Raw genomic sequence first — 18,035 nt, forward strand, 5'->3', positions numbered from 1 at the left:
GCCTCACACCTGCGCCGAGACCAGCTTCCGGCCGTCCACCGTGACGATGTCGACCGACTTGACGTCGTCGGGCGCCACCAGGGCGGACCCGTCGAGCGAGAAGCCCTGGCTCTCCCACTTCTCGGACACCTTCCAGCTGCCCGCCGTGACCGCCTGGCCTTCCTTGGTCACGACCTGCAGCAGGCACTGCTCGCCGGCCTTGACGCCCTTCACGGCGACGTTCACCCGCACCCAGCCCTGGAAGGGGCTCACCGACGCGGCCAGCTGCACGCCGGTCGTCGGATCCCGGCCTTCGGCGCTCTTCGTGCCGGGCACTTCGGTCGGGGGCGCGGGGATCGCGAGCGGTTCGCTGCCGCCGCCGGTCTGCCGCCCGACCAGGATGCCGCCGCCGAGCGCGGCCACGACCAGCACGGCCGCCGCGACCAGGGCCAAGCCCCGCCGAGACGTCGAGCGGGCCGGCGCCACGGTCTCTTCTTCTTCGCGCACCCGCCGCAGGGTCTTCTGCAGCAGCAGGTCCCCGCCCTCGGGCGGCCCGTCAAGGAACGCCTCCGGCGGGACCTCGTCGAGCGACTCCCGCAGGGCCACGAGCTCGTTGAGGTCGAACCGGCACTGCGCGCAGGTCTGCAGGTGGCGCCGCTCGAAGTCGGCCGCCTCCGCGGGATCGAGCGCGCCGAGGGCGTACGCGCCGAGCTGCGTGTGGCTCTCGTCCACCGAGTTCATCGCGCCACCTCCGTTCCGCTCGAAATCATCGCTGCTCTCAGTGCTCTCAGTGCGTAGTAAGACCTTGATTTCACGGTACCCGGTGCGACGCCGAGTGTTCTCGCCGCTTCGGCCACCGTCCGTCCCCGGTAGTAGATCTCCACCAGGACCTCTCGGTGCTCGTTAGAAAGGCCGTCCATCGCGCCGAGCACCGTCATCGAGTCGACCACGCCCTGGGCGTGATCGCGCTCGACGGCCGGCGTCGGCACGCCTTCGGCCGGTTCGGCCACCTCCTGTGGCCGGGCCGCCCGGGCACGTGCCCGGTCGGTGACCAGGTTGCGCGCGACGGTCAGCAACCAGCCGCGCACCGAGCCCTTCCCGTCGTTCTGCAGGTCGTCGGCGTGCTTCCACGCCCGGACCAGCGTTTCCTGGACCACGTCCTCGGCTGCCGCCCGATCACCGGTCAGCCTCGTCGCGTAGGCCAGCAGGCTCCGCCCGTGCTCGGCGTAAAGCTGCCGAATCAGGTCCTCGCCCTTGGCCTTCTTAGGCCGCCTGCCTCCGATCGCCACCCTCGTCCTCCCGACGGTGTTCTGAGTCGGCGAGGACAGTACTGCAACCCGCAGCGCCACCGGCGGTGCGTGCGTCGAGCGCAGCGCGACCATGGTGTTCATCGGCTGCCCGTCCTTCCTCGTTCTGCCCGGAAATCCGTCGGTTTCAGTACCCGGAGCCACCGGCCGCGGGCTGGGCCGCGGTGATCTTTCCGCCGTCCGGGGCGACGGCGAACCAGGCGCCGTTGACGCCCTGGCCGTTCACCTGCCCCGCGGCCTTGTCGCCGGAGAACTCGTAGAGCGCCCAGCCGCCCAGCGTGAGCTGCTTCGAACCGTCCTTGCGGGTCAGCGTGCCGACCTGGGACTGCTGGATGCCCTGCAGCATCGGCATGGCCTCCCCCGCGAGCGCGGGCGGCCAGGTGGTCGCGCACTCGGCGTTGCAGTTGGACGTCGGCGGCTGGGCCATGTCCTTGTCGAAGCGGTAGAGCGTCTTGCCGTTGGCGTCGGTCACGACCGCGCCGACACCGTCGACCGTCGTCGCGGCCAGCATCACGTGCCCGGGCTGGCCGTGCTCCGGGTTCTGGGCCCCGGAGGCCATGTCGCCGCAGGCCGACAAGGGGGCGACGACAGCGATCGCGGCGGCGCAGAGGACGGCCGTCCGGCAACGGTTCATGGCGTTTCTCTCCTCGGTGAGGGCGGCACCGCCGTCCGGCGGACCTCGACACCGGGTACACGGAGGCCCGTGCGAAACGGTTCACGGGATTTCGGGCGGTTCGGTGCCCGTTCACGGCCGGATTGGTGGGTTCCGGTGATCGGCACGACCTTGTCGCCGGGCGGGCGGGGTTCCTAAGCTGATCACGTTCGCACCGCCGCCCCGTCCGTCCCGGGAGCCGCCGTGCCCGTGAAACCCCTTCTCCTGGTGGCGCTGCTGGCCGCCGGATGCGCGGCTGCCGCGCCACCGCCCTCGTTCACCGCTTCGCTGACGTCACCGACCGACGTCGTGCTGACGTGGCCGGACGACGGCGACGGCCACCGCGTCGAGTACGCGAACGACCCGGCCGGGCCGTGGACGACGCTGCGGTTCCTGCCGGCGCACACCACGAGCTACCGGCACCCGGACCTGATCCCCGAGACGCCGTTCTACTACCGCGAACAGCCGTTCACGGGCCCGGTCTCGGCCGACCTGCGCACGGTGACGTCCGGCGACACGGTGACGTTCACGTGGACCGACCGCACGCGCGACGAAGCCGGGTACCTGCTGGAGATCCGGCGTCCGGGCGCGCCGGACTTCGACCCGGTCGAGGTGACCGACCCGGACGCGACGACGTGCGCGCTGTCCTTGCTGCCGGGCGAAGCCGGCTCGGCCTTCCGGCTCCGGACGCTGCACTACGGCCCGCTCTCCCCGGTGGTCCACCAGACCACCGGGAAGGAGCGGTGAGCCGCTACTCCGCCGTGAGGACGTGGCGCAGGAACTCGCCCGTGTAGCTCTCCTCGACCTCGGCGATGTGCTCCGGCGTGCCCTCGGCGACGATCGTGCCGCCGCCCGAGCCGCCCTCCGGGCCCATGTCGATGATCCAGTCGGACGTCTTGATCACGTCGAGGTTGTGCTCGATCACGATCACCGTGTTGCCCTTGTCCACCAGGCCGTTGATCACGCCGATGAGCTTGCTGATGTCCTCGAAGTGCAGACCGGTCGTCGGCTCGTCGAGGATGTACACCGTCTTGCCCGTGGAGCGCTTCTGCAGCTCGCTGGCCAGCTTGACGCGCTGGGCCTCACCGCCCGAGAGCGTCGGCGCGGGCTGCCCGAGCCGGACGTAGCCGAGGCCGACGTCCACCAGCGTCTGCAGGTGGCGGTGGATGGCCTTGATCGGCTCGAAGAACTCCGCGGCCTCCTCGATGGGCATGTCGAGCACGTCCGAGACGGTCTTGCCCTTGTAGTGCACCTCGAGGGTTTCCCGGTTGTACCGGGCGCCCTTGCAGACCTCGCAGGGGACGTAGACGTCCGGCAGGAAGTTCATCTCGATCTTGATCGTGCCGTCGCCGGCGCACGCTTCGCAGCGGCCGCCCTTGACGTTGAACGAGAACCGGCCCTGCTGGTAGCCGCGGACCTTCGCCTCGGTCGTCGCCGCGAACAGCTTGCGGACGTGGTCCCAGACGCCGGTGTAGGTGGCCGGGTTGGACCGCGGGGTCCGCCCGATCGGCGACTGGTCGACGCGCACCAGCTTGTCGACGTTGTTCAGGCCGTTGACCCGGGTGTGGCGGCCCGGCACCTGGCGGGCGCCGTTGAGCTTGTTCGCCAGCACCGTCGCGAGGATGTCGTTCACGAGCGTCGACTTGCCCGAGCCCGAGACGCCGGTGACCGACACCAGCGCGCCGAGCGGGAACGAGACGTCGAGACCGCGCAGGTTGTGCTCGCGCGCGCCGACGACGGTCAGCTGCCGCTTCTTGTCGATCGGCCGCCGGATCGCCGGCACCTCGATCTTGCGCCGCCCCGACAGGTACTGCCCGGTGAGCGATTCCTTGCTCTTCAACAGCTTCTTGTACGGTCCACTGTGGACGATGTGGCCGCCGTGCTCGCCGGCGCCCGGGCCGATGTCGACCACCCAGTCGCTCGAGCGGATGGTGTCCTCGTCGTGCTCCACGACGATCAGCGTGTTGCCCAGGTTCCGCAGCCGGGTCAGCGTCTCGATCAGGCGGTGGTTGTCGCGCTGGTGCAGGCCGATCGACGGCTCGTCGAGCACGTACAGCACGCCCACCAGACCCGAGCCGATCTGCGTCGCGAGCCGGATGCGCTGCGCTTCTCCACCCGAAAGTGTGGCGGACGCGCGGTCGAGCGAGAGGTACGTCAGGCCGACGTCGAGCAGGAAGCGCAGGCGGGCCTGGATCTCCTTGAGCACCGCGCCGGCGATCATCGACTCGCGCTGCCCCAGCTCCAGCTCGTCGAGGAACTGCGACGCCTCCGCGATGGACAGCGCGCAGACCTCGGCGATCGACATGTCGCCGCGGGTCTTGTGCTGCAGCGTGACGGCGAGGATCTCCGGCTTGAGCCGGGTGCCCTGGCAGGCCGGGCACGGCACCTCGCGCATGTAGCCCTCGTACCGCTCGCGCATGTACTCGGACTCGGTCTGCTCCTGGCGCCGCTCGAGGAACGGGATGACGCCCTCGAAGTTCGCGTAGTACGAGCGCTGGCGGCCGTAGCGGTTCTTGTAGCGGACGTGCACCTGCTCGTCGACGCCGTGCAGCACCGCCTTCTGGGCGCGGGCCGGCAGCCGCCGCCACGGCGTGTCCATCCGGAAGCCGATGGTCTCCGACAGCGACTCGAGCAGCCGGATGAAGTAGTCCGCGCTCTGCCCGCCCGACCACGGCGCGATGGCGCCTTCGGCAAGGGACAGCTCGTCGTCCGGGACCACGAGCTCCGGGTCGACCTCCTTCCGGATGCCGATGCCGGTGCACTCGGGGCAGGCGCCGTAGGGCGAGTTGAAGGAGAACGAGCGCGGCTCGAGGTCCTCGATCGCCAGGGGGTGGCCGTTGGGGCAGGCCAGGTTCTCGGAGAAGCCGCGGATCCGGTGCGGGTCGCCCTCGGGCAGGTCGACGAACTCCAGCTCGACCAGGCCGTCGGCCAGCCGCAGCGCCGTCTCGACCGAGTCGGTGAGCCGCTGGCGCGAGCTCGACTTCACGCTCAGCCGGTCGATCACCACGCCGATCTGGTGCTTCTCCTGCTTCTTCAGCTTCGGCGGATCGGTGAGCGGGTGCACCGTGCCGTCGACGACCACGCGCGCGTAGCCCTGCTGCTGCAGGTTCTCGAACAGGTCGACGTACTCGCCCTTGCGCCCGCGCACCACCGGCGCGAGCACCTGGAAGCGGACGCCTTCGTCCATCTCCAGCACCTGGTCGACGATCTGCTGCGGGGTCTGCTTGCTGATCGGCTCGCCGCACTTGGGGCAGTGCGCCTTGCCGGCGCGCGCGTAGAGCAGGCGCAGGTAGTCGTAGACCTCGGTGATCGTGCCCACGGTCGACCGCGGGTTGCGCGACGTCGACTTCTGGTCGATCGACACCGCGGGCGAGAGGCCCTCGATGAAGTCGACGTCCGGCTTGTCCATCTGCCCGAGGAACTGGCGCGCGTACGCCGAGAGCGACTCGACGTAGCGGCGCTGCCCTTCGGCGAAGATGGTGTCGAAGGCGAGGCTCGACTTGCCGGACCCGGAGAGACCGGTGAACACGATCAGGCTGTCGCGGGGCAGGTCGAGATCCACGCCGCGGAGGTTGTGCTCGCGGGCACCGCGAACAACGAGGCGATCAGCCACGCCAGGGTCCCTTCAGTGTCATTCTCAGCTGCGGTAGCCGGCCCGGTAGGAGGCTGCACGGGCGGCCGCTCCCATGCTACGAGCCACCACCGACAGAAACTGGTTCCGAGCCTTCGACCTGCGGTTTCTCCGGCTTCCGGCGGGTGGTGAGCCACCGGTGGAGCGGCCGCTCCACCCACGCGGTGACCGCCCAGCCGCCGAGGACGACGGCGGCCAGGACCAGCGGGAGGCGGAACCAGCCGGGGAGGCCGAGGTCGAGGAGCGCGCGGGCCAGGACGTAACCCAGTTCCTGGTGCACCAGATACAGACCATACGAGATGCCCGCGATCCAGGTGACGGCCGGGGCGACCCGCGCGAGGCCGGGGAAGCGCCAGTCCGGGCCGCGGGCGGCCAGGCAGACGAGCAGCAGGAGCACGGCGAACCCGATCGTGGAGGGCCAGCGCTCGGCGTCCTGCGGCAGCGCCGCGTGGAACGGGAACACCTGCAGGTCCTGCGCCGCGACGGCGGCGGCCACGAAGAGGGCGATGTGCCAGTGCGCGAGGCGCCCCTTCGACCACAGCCAGATCGCGACGCCGATCGCGAAGACGTGCAGGCGGTGCAGCCCCAGGCCGTAGAAGACGGTTTCGGTGAGCTGGCTCGCGGCTCCCGGCGGGAAGACGAGGAAGCGGAGCGCGAGCGGGACGAGGATCAGGGCCCACAGCAGCGCGACGGTCAGCCGGTGCGTCCGCCACGACCGCGGCCAGAGCAGGGCCGCGCCGGTGAAGGCCAGCAGCTGCACGGGCAGCGTCCAGTAGGAGCCGTCGAGGTAGTAGAAGGTGCCCGAGCGGACGCCCCACTCCTGCACCATGCCGAGGTTGGTGACCAGGTCCAGCCAGGTCGGGATGTACCACGGCGACGGGTTCGACGGCGGCCCCTGCGGCACGCCGAACAGGAACCCGGTGACGCCGGGCGGGTAGGGCAGGCCGCTGAAGGAGATGGCGGCGTACCGCGTCACGACGTAGGTCACCAGGACGGCGACGAGGTAGGCGGGCACCAGCCGCGCGACCCGGTTCCACAGCCACCGGCCCGGGTTGCCCTTGCGGAGGCCGGCGCAAACGAAGAAAGCGGAGATCACCAGCAGGATCGCGGCCCCGAACTGCGCTGTCACCCGCACGGGGTACCCCGTGAGCTCCGGGTGCAGGAGAGCGCCCTGGTGGGTGACGTGCCCGAGGATGACCGCGAAGACGGCGACGACCCGGAGGAGGTCCCAGCTGATCCGGCGCGGCGTCGGGGAGGGGGGCAAGATCGTCCTGAGGTCGGCTGGCAGGGGCTCCGAAGAGCCTACGTTGCGGGGCGGCCGCGCGCTTGTGCGGGTGGAACCGCTTGGAGCGAAACGACTACCGTGTGCACGGTGAACATCGTGGAGACCTACACGGGGCACGTCGACCCGGGCGGCGACGCCGCCCGCCGCACCCTGGACGCGCTGACCATCACCAAGCTGTCCGTCGGCCCGATGGACAACAACACGTACCTGCTGGTGTGCCGGTCGTCGAACGAGGCGCTGCTCGTCGACGCGGCGAACGACCCGGAGCGCATCTCGGACCTGATCGGCCACGGCCCCGACCGGCCGGCGCTGCGCACGGTGGTCACGACCCACCAGCACCAGGACCACTGGCAGGCTTTGGGCGCGGTGGCCGGCGCGAACGGGGCCAACACGGCGGCCCACCCGCTGGACGCCTCGCCGTTGCCGGTCCCCCCGGACTTCCTCGTGGAGCACGGCGACACGGTGACGGTGGGCGAGGTCACGCTGTCGGTGATCCACCTGCGCGGCCACACACCGGGGTCGATCGCGCTGCTGTACCGCGACCCCACGGGTCATCCGCACCTGTTCACGGGGGACTCGCTGTTCCCCGGCGGGGTGGGCCGGACGACGTCGCCGGAGGACTTCGCGTCGCTCCTGGGGGACGTGTCGTCGCGGATCTTCGCCGAGCTGCCGGACGAGACGTGGTTCTACCCGGGCCACGGGGACGACTCGACGCTGGGCGCGGAGCGGCCGAAGCTCAAGGAGTGGCAAGAGCGCGGCTGGTGAGCTTTCCGAGGGGGCGCCGCGCCCGGCGCCCCCTCAGCGGTGGCGACGCCGGAGGAGCATCCGGAGCACCTCCATCGCCGCTTCACGACGGGCTTTCTTCGCGGTGAGCATCGCGACGGACCCGGCGAACACGATCATCGCCAGGTAGACGGCCGCCGAGCAGAACAGGACCGCTTCGGAAGCGCGCGACACCGCCGGCCACGACACGGTCATCCCGCGGACTCCCGGAGCAGGTCGGCCAGCTGCGCCCGCTGCCACGTCTGCAGCAGCTCGGCCGGGTAGTCGTCCTCGTCCCGGTCGATGCACCAGTGGCAGTTGCTGCACAACACGATCAGGTTTTCGAGGACGTCCCGTGAGCGGGCGGGGTCGTACCGGACTCCGCCGGGAGCGAGCGCCCGGATGTGCGCGAGCTGCCCCATGGCACGCAGGCTCCCGCTCCCGCCGCTCCAAAGGGGAAGGCCGCACCGCGGATTGCCGCAGCGGACGGCCCGCAGCATGAACCGGGCCAGCGCGCGCCGATCGCCGGAAACCGTCACCTTGCGCGGGGGCATCTTCCGGAGCGCTTCGAGGTAGGAGCAGCCGTGTGCTGCCTGGTACTCCTTGGCCTGCCGACGGCGCGCGCGGTTCGTCCGCGGCTTGCGTGCGTTTTCACCCACGACGTCCTCCGCGAGGTTCCACGCCCCTCGGACGAGGTCGGGCGAACCGGGCGCTGAGTCGGAGACGTCTTGTCCTCGATGCCACCAGCAGCGTGGATGCCTGCGGCTCGGAGTGGGGCCTGCGCCTTGCCCGGCACGAGGATAGCGGTTCCGGCGCGGATTCGGGGGACCGCCCCGCGTCGCGACCGCCCCGTTCGGAGCAGCCGGGTAACGATAAGGGACGCCGGGGCAACTCCCGGGACGAACCAGGCGTCCCTCACGAACCCAGCGCTGGGACTTCCACCGGTTCTCTCCCGCCAGGAGGCCCATCATGTCCAGACCCGTGCGACGCGCGCTCACCGCCGTCACGCTGCTGCTCGCCGGATGCGGAATCGCCGTCACTCCCGCGCAAGCCGCCGCGCCCGTCGTTCCCGCCATGACCACCATCCGGACCGGGAACAACCCCACGTTCGACCGGGTGGTCCTCGACCTGACGGCGGGACCGGCGCCCGCCGTGAGCTACCGGCTCACCGACGAGCTCACCGCCGATCCGAGCGGGGAGGTCGTCTGGCTCACCGGGCAGTACTTCGTCGACGTCACCGCGACGCCCGCCGCCGCGCACGATGCCGCCGGCAGCCCCACCTACACCGGGGCGCAGAAGTTCCGGACGCGGAACCTGAGCAACGTCATGGCCGTCGCCGTCACCGGGGACTTCGAGGGGCACCTCTCCGTCGGGCTCGGCGTGCGGTCGCGGACCACGGTGAACGTCTTCACGCTCACCGGGCCCAACCGCGTCGTCATCGACGTGGCCCACTAACCGCGTTCGTACGGGATCTTCTCCCCCGCCTCCACCGCGAACGGCAGGTGGTTGCCGGCCGGCGGCAGCGGGCACGTCGCGAAGTCCGTGAACGCGCAGGGGAGGTTCGTCGCGCGGTTGAAGTCCAGCGTCACCGAGCCGTCCGCCGCCGGTTCCGCGACCGGCAGCGAACGGTTCGCCGCGTACGTCGTGACGCCGCTCGTCTCGTCCGTGAACAGGATGTTGAACCCGCTCCCCTTGCCGTTGAAGGCGGTCAGCGCGTGCGGCACGCCGTCCCACGAGAAGTGGATCACGCCCGGGGCCGTGTAGACGTGGCTGAGGCCCTCGACCACGGCGCCCACCGTGGTCGGCCGCGGCTCGTCGAACGGCTCGAACCGGCCGGAAACCACCCAGCCGGGCGACGGCTCGTACGCCGGGACGCCGTGGAATTCGCGCAGCACCTCGGCCTTCGGGTCGTGCACGCGGATCAGGTACCCGGACCGCCGCGCGACTTCGATCTCGACGTCGCCGGCCAGCACCCGCGTACCCGCGCCGCTGTTGACCAGCTCGAACCGCCGAACACCGGTGACCGGGGCGCCGTCGAAGACGAGCGACGCGCCCGCGGGGTCGACGTACGCCGCGTCCGCGTCCTGCCACCAGCGGCCGGGAATGCCGGGGTACTCGCGCGGGGCGTCGGTCAGCCAGTCGAGCGAAACCAGCGCCAGCCAGCCGTGCGGCGCGGCGAGGTCCGTTTCGCGCCGGGTCTTCCAGTCCTGCCAGTCCTGGGTGAACGTGCTCATCGCGAGGCCCTTCCCGTCGGCTACGACGGTGCCAACCCGTCGTCCGCGCCGGTATTCCACGTCCCAGTATCCGGACCCGTCCGCAGCCACGCGATTTCCCGCTCGCCACCGGCCGGGACGACGACCCGCCGGAAGCCCGCCGGGTCCAGCGCGGAGTGGAACCGGTCGGAGACGATCAGCAGCTGGTCCCGCTCGGGGGCCGCGGCCATCGCCGCCTTCAGCTCCCCCGACTCGCACAGCCAGACCGCCAATGCGATCGCGGCGCCGCCGAAGTGCGGCGGGCGCAGCACGACGTCGCCCTGGTCGGCGGCCAGGCGCAGCCGGAGCCTGCCGAACTCGTTGAGGTGGCGGTTGCGGCGGCGCAGCGCGTCGTCGACCAGGCCGGTCAGCCCGGTCGCGAGCCACCCGAGCGGCACGGTCGGCGGGATGACCAGGGTCGTGCTGTCCCCTTCCGGACGGCGGAACCACGTCGGGCTGCGGTACGGCACCGGGACGTGGTCGAACACCTCGTCCAGCACTCCGTCGAGGGTGGCGCCGAGGTGCACCGCGCGGGCGGTGCCGCCGCGGCTCGGGGCGACGATCCCGATCCGGAAGACGGTCGCGGTCACCGGCTCGGTGCGCATGACCTGCTCAGTCCTCCCGGGCGTCGAAGGACCACTGGAGGCCGTAGCTCAGGCCCTGGTGCAGTTCGTGGAACTCGAGCCCGACCTCGCCGACGCGGTTGACCGTCAGGGCGTCGCCGGAGTCGACGCCGTCGTCGATCACCCGGCCGGGCACGCCGTTGAGCCGCCAGACCCGGGACGGCGGGGCCGTGCGGTCGAACCGGACCCGCACGGAGAACTCTTCGCAGCGCCGCAACGGCGTCATGACGTAGTACGGCCGCAGCGACGTGCGCCGCGGCGCGAAGCGGATGCCGTATTCGTGCCGCTGGCCGAGCCGCAACGGGCTCGGCAACCGCATGACGAACTGCGCGTGGCTCACCGAAACCTGGCGCGCCTCGACGATCTCCCCGCCGAACAGGACGTCGGCGGTGATGTCCGGGACCGGGTCGCGGCCCGGCTCGGCCGGGACGCTGAACGAGAGCACCAGCTCGTCGAGCTCGTCGACCTCCGCGACGATGCGGCGTTCCTCCTGCAGGTCCGGTGGGTCGCGGTCGAGCCGGAGCATGGCCTTCATCGACTCGACGTACCAGCCGGCGAGCGGGTGCAGGTCACGCGGCGCCGCGGGGGCGCTGAGCAGTTCCTCGAGCCTGCGGAACGCGAGGTCGATGCGACGGCGCGCGGTGCGCGGGTCGCGGTCCAGGACGCTGGCCAGCCACGAGATCCGGCGGTCGAGGAACTCCCCCGCGGCCTCTTCGTGCAGGCCCAACGCGGCGAGGGCGGCCAGCCGCAGGTCGGCGGGCAGCCGCCCGCACAGTTCGGTGAGCCGCAGCACGAGCTTCTGCCGGGCCGCGCTCGGCTGGTCGGCCTCGGTGATCTCGCACGCCTCCCGCAGGCAGGGGCCGATCCGCTGGTGCAGGTCGGCCGCGTCGAGCCCGCGGCCGCGGCGCAGTTCGTTCAGCTCGCGCACGAACGGGAAGGCCTCCGGCGTCATCCCACCCCCTTCCGGCACCGCGACGGAAATGACGGCCAACGCTACCAACCGCGGTTCCCCGGGGGCATGACAAATCACGGACACCCGCATTCGCGGAATACCCGGCCGACCGGCCCCCCACGAGCCGGCCGGCCGGGCTGCCGCGGGTCAGTTCACGCCGAAGATCAGCGCCCAGATCGAGTGGCTCTCCATCACACACACCTCCTCATCGCTGCGCCCAAGCCCGGGCGAAGACCGGGGCGCGGCCACGGAACGCCGCGTATCCGGTGGCCGCCGGGAATCCGGCGACGGCACCGTCCGCGAACGCGGCGAAGACCGATTTCCCCGTTCTCACCCGGAAAGGAATCCGGCCGGTGGCATCCGTTTCTTTTCCCGGCCGGGTTCCAGAATCACGGCGGGGCGGCGTCCGTCAGATGCCGGTTGTCACGGGCCTTGTGTGCCGTTCGGCTCAGAACGGGCCAGCGCGCGAAGGACGCGCAGCCGGCGGATCAGGATCCGGCGCCGGCCGGTCTCGACGATCCCGCGCTCCCGCAGTACGCGCAGCGCCCGTGCGACGGTACGCCGGGCCGCGCCGATCTGCGCGGCGATGTCCTCCTGCGAAAGCGCGGCCTCGATGACCACGCCCTCCGGTACGGTCCGGCCGTGTTCTTCGGCCAGCCGGACGAGGTGCACGGCGACGCGGCGGCTGACGTCGAACGCTGCGGAGTCGATGCGCGCCGATTCGGCGGCCCGCAGCCGCGCGGCGACGGTCTTGATCGTGGCGATGGCGATGGCGGGCCGGGTGTGCAGGACGTCGACGAACTCCGCGCCGGTCAGCTGGAAGACGGTGCAGGGTTCGATCGCGCGCACCGACGCCGTCCGGGGGCGCCCGGTCACGGCCGCGAGGTCGCCGAGCACTTCGCCGGGGCCGCGCAGCCCGAAGAGCACCTCGCGGCCGTCCTCGACGATCGAGGAGACGCGCACCCAGCCGGACACCAGCACGTGGACGTGGTCGGACGGGTCGCCTTCCATGAGCACGACGTCGTTGGCGCGGAACCGGCGCCGGGTGCCCCGCGCGAGCAGGTACTCGCGATCGGCGTCGGCGAGGTAGGCCAGGAGCGCCCCCTCCGCCGTGTCGTCGTGCCCGTTCATCGCCGCGACTCCCGCTTCGCTCCGGAGGTTCACCGTAACCCGGCGTGGCGGCCGGGGGCGAGGGCCGGGACGGGTAGGGTCTGCGCGTGGACGTGGAGATCTTCACCGACGGCGCGTGCAGCGGGAACCCCGGACCGGGCGGCTGGGGCGCGGTGCTCCGCTACGGCCGCCACGAGCGCGAGCTGTACGGCGGCGAAGCCACCCCGACCACGAACAACCGGATGGAGCTGACGGCGCCGATCCGCGCGCTGGAGAGCCTGACCCGGAAGTCGCAGGTCCGCGTGTACACCGACAGCACGTACGTGCGCAACGGCATCATGCAGTGGCTGCCGCGCTGGAAGAAGAACGGCTGGCTGACGGCGTCGCGCGAGCCGGTGAAGAACGCGGACCTCTGGCAACGCCTCGACGCGGCGGTCGGCGGCCACGAAGTCGAATGGCTGTGGGTGAAGGGCCACGCGGGCCACCCGGAGAACGAGCGAGCGGACCGCCTCGCGGTGCGCGGGGCCCAGGAGGCGCGGGAAACCGGGAAGCCGGTCAACGCGGGTTAGTCCGCAATGGACAGACGTGGGACACTTCCCGAGTGCCTCCCGCATCGTGCCCGTGCGGCCTCGCCGAGTCCTACCCCGCCTGCTGCGGCCGGTTCCACGACGGCGGCTTGGCGGCCCCGACGGCCGAACTGCTGATGCGCTCGCGGTTCAGCGCGTTCGCCGTCGGCGACACGGCGTACCTGCTGCGCACCTGGCACCCGGACACCCGCCCGCGCCGCCTGACGCTCGACGCGGGCCAGGAGTGGACGCGGCTGGAGATCCTCGGCCGCACCGGCGGCGGCCTGCTGCACAACGAAGGCACGGTGGAGTTCCGCGCCCACTACCACCACCGCGGCCGCGACGGCTTCCTGGAGGAGAACAGCCGCTTCCGCCGCGTCGAGGGCCAGTGGGTCTACCTCGACGCGGAAGCCTGACCAGCCGGGTCGCCGAAACCCGCCCCACGCACCACCATCGCCGTGCTAAACAGGGCGGCGATGGGAAAACTGACCCGCCGCGCCCGGGCGAAGGCGGACTACCTCGGCTTCGTCGGCGCCCGGGAATGGCCGCTCGCCGCGTCCGGGCTCGGGGTTGTGCTCGGGGTTGTCACCATCCTGCCGAGCGCCGTCGGTGTGGTGCTCTCGATCGTCGCCCTCGCGCTCGGCGTCACCACCTTCGCCCGTGACGTGCGGCTGCTGCGCCGCCGCTGGGCCGGGTTCGAGTTCACCGCCATCGCCGCGCCCTTCCCGACCGCGGAACTGCCGCCGCCGTCGGGCTACCCGGCGGCGGACTACCTCGCCGTGCCCGCTCGCGGGACCGCGCTGGTCAGCGCCGCGATCGACCGGGACCTGTGGGCGGAGCGGCACACCATCGCCGTCGCCGAGGAGCCCTACCGGCTGCCTCCCGCGTTGCGGGCGACCGCGCCGCACGTGCTCCCGCTGCGGGCCCGGGGACGCCTGCTGTTCAACGGCCCGATCGTCGGCATGCGCGGCGACCCGCTGCCCGCCGCCGGCGCGCGGCCCGCGCCGATCCGGCTGCACCGGGCCCGGTTCTTCGACGCCGTCTGCACGAACGAGCTCGGCGCGCTCCGCATCACGCGCGCCGGCACCGGTGAGGAGTACGACCTGCGCAAGGCCGAGCTCACCGACACCGACGGCGCGCTGCGGGAGCTGAGCAGCAGCACGCTGGCCGACCTCGTCGGCGTCTCGACGGTCGCCTTCACCACCGACGGCAAGCTGGTCACCGTCCGGCAGTCCTCCCTCAACGCCGTGAGCGGGCTCCTGCTCGCGCCGTCCGGCAGCGGCTCGCTCGAACCGCGCGACCTGCGCACGCCCGACGGCGGCACGCGGCGGCTGCTGCACACCGCGGTCCGCGCCGGGATGGAACGCGAGCTGTGCGAGGAGAGCGGCCTCGAGCCCGGAGACCTCCGCTCGACGAAGCTGGTCGGGTTCGCGCGCTGGATGGAACGCGGCGCCAAGCCGGAGTTCTTCGGCGTCACCGAGCTGGCGGTCGACAGCGCCGAGGTCGCCGCGCGCCGCCCGGTCAGCGGGGAACGCCTCTACAGCGCCGGGCTGACGCTCTTCGACGTCGACCTCGCCGCGGTCGGCGCCGCGCTCGCCGGCGGTGTCCCGCTGAGCGAAGCACTTCCTCAGCGGCTCTGGGAAGACGGCTCGCTGCCCCTTCTCCTGGCCTTGCGCGCCGCGGCGGCGTGGCGGACTGCCCGGGTCTGACCGAAACGCCCCTGTTCTCCGGGTGACCGGGCCGCTACGATCGTCCGCAATTGTTAGGAAAGTTCCCTAACGATGGTCCCCCACGCCGCCGTGGTGCCTAGGAGGCGCGCTAGTGAGCTATCGGCAGAGAAGAAGGACCCTACTCGTGGCGGCGGTGCTCGCCGTCGGGGTGAGCGGGGCGACGGTCCCGGCGGCGACCGGGCAGGAGCGTGCGGTGGTCACCGCCGCGGCGCCGGCCACCGCCGTCCCCGGCTTCCTGATCCAGACGTCCGCGCAGGTCGGCGACGACTCGGCGGTCTCGAAGCCCGGCTACAACACGGCCGGCTGGTACCCCGTCGGCCCGCGGTCGACCGTCTACGCCGGACTGCTGGCCAACGGCAAGTACGCCGACCCGTTCTACTCGACGAACATGAAGAACGTGCCGACCGCGGACTTCAAGGTCCCGTGGTGGTACCGCACCGACCTCACGGTCACCGACACCACCCAGCGCACCTACCTCGACTTCAGCGGCGTGCTGTCCAAGGCCGACGTCTGGGTCAACGGGACGAAGATCGCGGACAAGGCGCAGGTCACCGGCGCCTACACGCGGCAGGACCTGGACATCACCGCGCAGGTCAAGGCGGGCACGAACAGCGTCGCGTTCAAGGTCTACCCGAACGACCCGGACAAGGACCTGTCGATGGGCTGGATCGACTGGGCCCAGACCCCGCCGGACCAGAACATGGGCATCGTGCGGGACGTCCTCGTCCGGCGCAGCGGCGCGGTGGCCCTGCGCGGCGGGCACGTCGTCACGAAGCTGACCGGGCTGAGCCACGCCGACCTCACGGTGAAGGCCGACGTCCGCAACGACTCGGCGAGCGCGGTGAGCACGACGGTCTCCGGCACGGTGGCGGGCCAGCCGATCAGCCAGACGGTTTCCCTGGCGGCCAAGGAGAAGAAGACCGTCACCTTCGGCGTGGTCGGGATCGACAACCCGCAGGTCTGGTGGCCGGCCGGGATGGGCGGGCAGCCGCTCTACGACCTCGACCTGACGGCGAACGTCGGCGGCGCGGCGTCGGACACCTCGCACTCCACCTTCGGCGTGCGCACGGTGACGGCGAACAAGAACTCCAGCGGCGGCCGGTCGTACACGATCAACGGGCGCCCGCTGCTGATCAAGGGCGGCGGCTACTCGCCGGACCTGTTCCTGCGCTGGAACGAGCAGTACGCGGCGGACAAGCTCGCCTACGTCAAGGACCTCGGGCTCAACACGGTGCGCCTGGAGGGGCACATCGAGCCGGACGAGTTCTTCGACCTCGCCGACCGGATGGGCGTGCTGACGCTGCCCGGCTGGGAGTGCTGCGACAAGTGGGAAGGCCAGGTCAACGGCGACGAGAAGGGTGACCCCTGGACCGCGGCCGACTACCCGGTCGCGAAGGCGTCGATGACCGCGGAGGCCGAGCGCCTGCGCGACCACCCGAGCGTCATCTCGTTCCTGATCGGCAGCGACTTCGCACCCGACGCGACGATCGAGAAGAACTACCTCGACGCGCTCACCGCCGCGGACTGGCCCACGCCGGTGGTCCCGGCCGCGTCGGCGAAGTCGTCGCCGCAGCTGGGTTCGTCGGGCATGAAGATGAACGGCCCGTACGACTACGTCCCGCCGAACTACTGGTACGACAAGGCGCACAGCGACCTCGGCGGCGCGTGGAGCTTCAACTCCGAGACCAGCGCCGGGCCGGACATCCCGACGATGGACACGCTCAAGCGGATGATGTCCTCGAGCGAGCTCGACACCATGTGGAAGAGCCCGCAAACCGCGCAGTACCACCGGTCGTCGTCCTCGACGTTCGCCAACCTGAAGCTCTTCGGCGACGCGCTCACCGCGCGTTACGGCAAGCCGGCGAGCCTGGACGACTTCGTCCGGAAGGCGCAGCTGGCGCAGTACGAGAACGTCCGCGCCGAGTTCGAGTCGCACTCGCGCAACTTCAGCGACAGCTCGAACCCGGCCACCGGGATCATCTACTGGATGCTCAACAGCGGCTGGACGTCGCTGCACTGGCAGCTCTTCGACGCCTACCTGGACCAGAACGGCTCGTACTTCGGGGCCAAGAAGGCGAACGAGCCGCTGCACATCCAGTACTCCTACGACACCAAGTCCGTCGTGGTGGTCAACCACAACCACGACGCGGCGTCGAACCTCACCGCGTCCGTCAAGCTCTACAACCTCGACGGCACGGAGAAGTTCACCCAGTCGAAGAGCGTCTCGGTGGGCGGTGACGGCGCGAAGACGACCGCGCTGACCCTCGGTTCGGTGAGCGGGCTGTCGACGACGTACCTGGCGAAGCTGGTCCTGACGGACTCGGCGGGCAAGGAGGTCAGCCGGAACGTCTACTGGCTGTCCACCAAGGCCGACACGCTGAACTGGGGCTCCAGCGACTGGTACTACACGCCGCAGTCGGCCTACGCCGACCTGTCCGGGCTGACCGGCCTGGCGCAGGTGTCCCTCGGTTCTGCGGCGACGTCGACGACCAACGGCGACGGCACCACGACGACCAAGGTGACGCTGACCAACGGCTCGGCGACCAAGGTGCCGGCGTTCTTCGTCGACGCGCACGTCCTCGGCTCGGCGGGCGCGCCGGTGCTGCCGGTGCGGTGGACCGACAACCAGGTCAGCCTCTGGCCTGGCGAGTCGACCACGCTGACGGCGACCTACCGGACCGCGGACCTCAAGGGCGCCAAGCCGTCCGTGCGGGTCGCGGGCTGGAACACCGGGACGAAGACGATCCCGGCGGACGGCACGACCGGCCCCGGCCCGGCCGACCCGGTGGACTACCAGGCCGAGGACGCCACGCTGTCGAACGCCACGGTGGCTTCGAACCACGCGGGCTTCACCGGCACCGGGTTCGTGGACTACACGAACGCGACCGGCAGCGCGGTGGAGTTCACGGTCGACGCGGCCGCGGCGGGCGCCGCGAACGTCGTCCTGCGGTTCGCCAACGGCACCACGGTGAACCGGCCGATGGACATCACGGTCAACGGCACAAAGGTGGCGTCGGCCGTGGCGTTCGGCGGCACGGGCAGCTGGGACACCTGGCAGACGGTCACCGTGCCCGTCTCCCTGCTCGCCGGGGCGAACAAGATCAAGGCGACCGCGACGACCGCCAACGGCGGCCCGAACGTCGACAAGATCACCGTCTAGGTCCGAGCCGGGGCGGTCTCGTGGCC

18 protein-coding genes are annotated in these 18,035 nt (G+C 71.3%); 7 read left to right on the forward strand and 11 right to left on the reverse strand.

Annotation, left to right across the window (positions count from 1 at the left end):
- Window positions 1-3 precede the first annotated feature (3 nt).
- The 3 genes from ACYVLJ_RS25385 to ACYVLJ_RS25395 all read right to left on the reverse strand — a co-directional run bounded on the left by ACYVLJ_RS25385 (window position 4) and on the right by ACYVLJ_RS25395 (window position 1,920).
- The gene (locus ACYVLJ_RS25385; protein WP_451983018.1) at window positions 4-720 is read right to left on the reverse strand and encodes an anti-sigma factor family protein; all 717 of its coding nucleotides are present in this window, start codon (window positions 718-720) and stop codon (window positions 4-6) included.
- A complete protein-coding gene (locus ACYVLJ_RS25390; RefSeq protein ID WP_026469270.1) occupies window positions 717-1,268 on the reverse strand; it encodes a sigma-70 family RNA polymerase sigma factor in 552 nt (183 codons plus the stop codon). The genes ACYVLJ_RS25385 and ACYVLJ_RS25390 overlap by 4 nt, the downstream gene beginning before the upstream one ends.
- 145 nt (window positions 1,269-1,413) lie before the next feature.
- Window positions 1,414-1,920, reverse strand: a complete 507-nt coding sequence (locus ACYVLJ_RS25395) for a hypothetical protein (protein ID WP_451983020.1) — start codon at window positions 1,918-1,920, stop codon at window positions 1,414-1,416.
- Between the two features lie 222 nt (window positions 1,921-2,142).
- Here ACYVLJ_RS25395 and ACYVLJ_RS25400 point away from each other — a divergent pair, with 222 nt between their 5' ends.
- Entirely contained in the window at window positions 2,143-2,685 is a 543-nt protein-coding gene (locus ACYVLJ_RS25400) for a fibronectin type III domain-containing protein (protein ID WP_460440625.1), read from the forward strand.
- A 4-nt stretch (window positions 2,686-2,689) separates the two neighbouring features.
- Here the strand turns inward: ACYVLJ_RS25400 and uvrA are convergent, their stop codons facing one another.
- Together uvrA and ACYVLJ_RS25410 are read right to left on the reverse strand one after the other, a co-directional pair.
- Window positions 2,690-5,551, reverse strand: coding sequence for an excinuclease ABC subunit UvrA (gene uvrA, locus ACYVLJ_RS25405; RefSeq protein WP_451983026.1), 2,862 nt, complete (start codon window positions 5,549-5,551; stop codon window positions 2,690-2,692).
- Between the two features lie 76 nt (window positions 5,552-5,627).
- Window positions 5,628-6,833 carry an acyltransferase family protein gene (locus ACYVLJ_RS25410; RefSeq protein ID WP_460440626.1) on the reverse strand — a complete coding sequence of 402 codons (1,206 nt, stop codon included), beginning with the start codon at window positions 6,831-6,833 and terminating at the stop codon, window positions 5,628-5,630.
- Window positions 6,834-6,941: 108 nt separating this feature from the next.
- Between ACYVLJ_RS25410 and ACYVLJ_RS25415 the strand changes: the two genes are divergently transcribed.
- Window positions 6,942-7,619: an MBL fold metallo-hydrolase gene (locus ACYVLJ_RS25415; RefSeq protein ID WP_451983032.1), complete on the forward strand. Its 678-nt coding sequence runs from the start codon at window positions 6,942-6,944 to the stop codon at window positions 7,617-7,619.
- A gap of 33 nt (window positions 7,620-7,652) precedes the next feature.
- On the opposite strand, the gene ACYVLJ_RS25420 is transcribed toward ACYVLJ_RS25415, so the two are convergent.
- On the reverse strand, window positions 7,653-7,832 hold the full coding sequence (locus tag ACYVLJ_RS25420) for a hypothetical protein (RefSeq protein WP_451983035.1): 180 nt from the start codon (window positions 7,830-7,832) through the stop codon (window positions 7,653-7,655).
- Window positions 7,829-8,275, reverse strand: coding sequence for an HNH endonuclease (locus tag ACYVLJ_RS25425; RefSeq protein WP_451983038.1), 447 nt, complete (start codon window positions 8,273-8,275; stop codon window positions 7,829-7,831). Before ACYVLJ_RS25425 ends, ACYVLJ_RS25420 begins: the two co-directional genes overlap by 4 nt.
- A gap of 310 nt (window positions 8,276-8,585) precedes the next feature.
- On the opposite strand from ACYVLJ_RS25425, the gene ACYVLJ_RS25430 reads away from it, so the two are divergent.
- On the forward strand, window positions 8,586-9,071 hold the full coding sequence (locus ACYVLJ_RS25430; RefSeq protein ID WP_460440627.1) for an AMIN-like domain-containing (lipo)protein: 486 nt from the start codon (window positions 8,586-8,588) through the stop codon (window positions 9,069-9,071).
- Here ACYVLJ_RS25430 and ACYVLJ_RS25435 read toward each other — a convergent pair.
- The 4 genes from ACYVLJ_RS25435 to ACYVLJ_RS25450 form a co-directional block, all read right to left on the reverse strand.
- Window positions 9,068-9,850: a DUF1684 domain-containing protein gene (locus ACYVLJ_RS25435; protein WP_451983043.1), complete on the reverse strand. Its 783-nt coding sequence runs from the start codon at window positions 9,848-9,850 to the stop codon at window positions 9,068-9,070. The two genes, ACYVLJ_RS25430 and ACYVLJ_RS25435, sit on opposite strands and share 4 nt — an antisense overlap.
- Before the next feature lie 20 nt (window positions 9,851-9,870).
- On the reverse strand, window positions 9,871-10,473 hold the full coding sequence (locus ACYVLJ_RS25440; RefSeq protein WP_460440628.1) for a hypothetical protein: 603 nt from the start codon (window positions 10,471-10,473) through the stop codon (window positions 9,871-9,873).
- Between the two features lie 7 nt (window positions 10,474-10,480).
- Window positions 10,481-11,443, reverse strand: a complete 963-nt coding sequence (locus ACYVLJ_RS25445) for a hypothetical protein (protein ID WP_460440629.1) — start codon at window positions 11,441-11,443, stop codon at window positions 10,481-10,483.
- Between the two features lie 423 nt (window positions 11,444-11,866).
- The gene (locus ACYVLJ_RS25450) at window positions 11,867-12,574 is read right to left on the reverse strand and encodes a Crp/Fnr family transcriptional regulator (RefSeq protein ID WP_451983053.1); all 708 of its coding nucleotides are present in this window, start codon (window positions 12,572-12,574) and stop codon (window positions 11,867-11,869) included.
- Between the two features lie 86 nt (window positions 12,575-12,660).
- Here ACYVLJ_RS25450 and rnhA point away from each other — a divergent pair, with 86 nt between their 5' ends.
- From rnhA to ACYVLJ_RS25470, 4 genes are all read left to right on the forward strand, one after another.
- The gene (gene rnhA, locus ACYVLJ_RS25455; RefSeq protein WP_451983056.1) at window positions 12,661-13,122 is read left to right on the forward strand and encodes a ribonuclease HI; all 462 of its coding nucleotides are present in this window, start codon (window positions 12,661-12,663) and stop codon (window positions 13,120-13,122) included.
- 32 nt (window positions 13,123-13,154) lie between these two features.
- Window positions 13,155-13,535: a YchJ family protein gene (locus ACYVLJ_RS25460; protein WP_460440630.1), complete on the forward strand. Its 381-nt coding sequence runs from the start codon at window positions 13,155-13,157 to the stop codon at window positions 13,533-13,535.
- Between the two features lie 60 nt (window positions 13,536-13,595).
- Window positions 13,596-14,828 (forward strand): hypothetical protein, encoded by a 1,233-nt coding sequence (locus ACYVLJ_RS25465; protein WP_460440631.1) that lies wholly within the window; start codon window positions 13,596-13,598, stop codon window positions 14,826-14,828.
- A 154-nt stretch (window positions 14,829-14,982) separates the two neighbouring features.
- The gene (locus ACYVLJ_RS25470; protein ID WP_460440853.1) at window positions 14,983-18,009 is read left to right on the forward strand and encodes a glycosyl hydrolase 2 galactose-binding domain-containing protein; all 3,027 of its coding nucleotides are present in this window, start codon (window positions 14,983-14,985) and stop codon (window positions 18,007-18,009) included.
- Window positions 18,010-18,035 lie beyond the last annotated feature (26 nt).

The organism is Amycolatopsis stemonae (assembly GCF_054781455.1).